General features: G+C 26.5%; 1 protein-coding gene. It reads right to left on the reverse strand.

What is annotated here, in order from left to right:
• Positions 1 to 289: 289 nt before the first annotated feature.
• A complete protein-coding gene (locus GXK57_RS26110; protein WP_160680935.1) occupies positions 290 to 2,305 on the reverse strand; it encodes a DUF262 domain-containing protein in 2,016 nt (671 codons plus the stop codon).
• Positions 2,306 to 2,465: the final 160 nt, after the last annotated feature.

Consider the following 2,465-nt stretch of genomic DNA (forward strand, 5'->3'; position numbering starts at 1 on the left):
CCAAAAGAGACTGCACTCTTCGCTAAACTACATTACTCCAAATGAATGTGAATTAGTGGCTAGAAGTGCAGTATAAAAAAGTTTGACTTTTTGTATACAAAATATTGACATAAGACCAGATGTATTATATTTAACTTTTTATAAACATATAATTTTTTAATCTCGATTATATTGGCAAATAGGAGTTTTATTCAATTCATAATTTGCATAAGATAATTACTTGTCTACTATTAATGCGCATTAGTTTAATATAATAATATAGATTATATATTTTTATTGAAAGTCCTAATCAATACCTCAGCTCTTTAATAAATTTCTCTTCGTCTTCATCTACATATTTCCAAAAATTCCATCCATTTGTAGATGTATCTTTCCCAGATATTTTTTTCTTGGCAACATCTGCTGCTGTAGACACTGACTTGTATCTAATTCCATCTAAAAATATCTCTTGTGTTTCCCTATTAAATTTAGCATTAATAATATTTTTATTATATGTAGCAAAAATGTCTATATTGTTTCCAATCACTCTCTTCTTTTCTTTATAATGTATATATTTAATTGTATCTTTCTTATCAATAATATATGTTTTAATACATTCAAAAATATTCTTTGCCCTATCCTCAATAAAAACTGAGAAAAATTCATTATAATATCCATCCATAATTTCAACAGGTATCATATGTTTTTTCAATGATTCTTTTAGTTTATCATTACAAGCATATAATTTACCTAAATATCTATCTGGAGCATCTTTACCGATTTTAATGTTTGTAATTTTAGGGATTAAAGTTCGGTTTATAACGCAATCAATATATTGAATAGAGTCATCTTCAGAAATATTTTCTTGTAAATACTCTTTTGGGAATATATGGTGATCATCAACCTTTTCATTAAATGATATTTTAGAATTACTTTTCCAATCGGTTAGTCCTCCAGAAACATAATTTATAAAAGTTAATATCCCCTTATACACAGCACTACCCTTCTTATTGAAATTATATAAATCTTCAGCTTGATCTATTATTATTTTAAAGTCTCTAAAATAATTATCATTTGATATTTTTTCACCCTTGGCAATTAGTTTTAGCATATTACAATCTAAAATTATTATCTCATTAGTTGCTCCACCAGTGTACCTTTGAGCAAAAATCGAGCCCCAATACCAATACCTAATGAATTCTAATTGAGAATCATTCATTTGATTAAACAATTTATTTGGTAAGTTATCTAAAAATATCATTAGTGGTATTAACATATTGCTATGAGGAATCCAATCTTGTGTCATAATAAAATTATTTTTATATAAAAAATCTAGAGTTTTTGTATATAACCGACAAACATTATCCCAGTGCAAATTAAAATGTTCACAGTTTAAAGTTGATAAAATATAACCTTTATCAATCTTTCCACTGCTTACAAGAAACGCAATTGCTCTTACTAGTATTTCTCTTTCAATATTATACCCTGTATCACTCTTTAACTCATCAAGCTTCGTTCTTAATCTAAACCCACTATTCAATTTTGCTACAAGTATATCAATAAAATCTAATCTTACTCCTAGACTATTGCTTCTTTCAAAAAATAGTGCGAATTTCTCAGAACTCATATCCAAAAGAAAGTATGATACCATCTTTTCTGCTTTATAAAGGTCTTGCAACCATCCTACTACAATTAAGAATCTTTCAAAATAGTAATCTATGCTTCCACTATCAAGTCTTTTCACGAATTCGAGATTATTAAAGTATTTTTCTTGTAAAGGTTTTTCACGTAATTTATTTTCTATCATTTCAAATGCATCACCAACATTTATAGATAATCTTAAGTCATCTTGTTTTCCAGAAAAGGATGACATTATTTCTTCTAATGTCATTTCATTAAATTCCTTATCTTGATCAAATTCATCATCATTTTTTATTATAAGCCAAACATTATCTATCTTTTTCAAAGCTCTATATATTGATGTGATTCTTTGTTGTCCATCTAAAACTGCTCTAAAGTTTCCTATTTTAACTTTTTCATTTATTTGTTCCTTTGTAAAAAACATAGTCCTTAATGGATCTCGTTTCATTCCTCTAACTTTTCTATGTCTCGTATCTATTTCTCTCACAGCTATTTCAAATGAAGGTATTCCATAAATAATAGATCCTATAAATATATCTCTTACAAGTGAATCAAATAATTCATACGTTTTACTCTCATCCCAAACAAAATCTCTTTGAAAATCTGGTAATACTATCTCTTTCTTATCTATTTCTTTTATTATATCTTGTATTGATTCTGTATTTTGTCTATTACTCTCACTCATTTCTAAATCACTCCTTTTATTTCAATAAACATATCGAATTAAAATTCTTATATCCCATTTGTAATGTCATTATTATTAACAACTATTTTTTATGCAAAATATAATTGTAAGCGTAAAAGAATCGACGCATGGAAAAGGAAAATATCAAATGATAAAATAA

It is taken from the genome of Clostridium sp. C8-1-8 (assembly GCF_009928445.1).
Lineage (GTDB): Bacteria > Bacillota > Clostridia > Clostridiales > Clostridiaceae > Clostridium_AR.

Excerpts from the sequence above, each read along its gene's own strand:
- GXK57_RS26110 (WP_160680935.1), bottom strand. The coding sequence starts at position 2,305 with ATGAGTGAGAGTAATAGACAAAATACAGAATCAATACAAGATATAATA.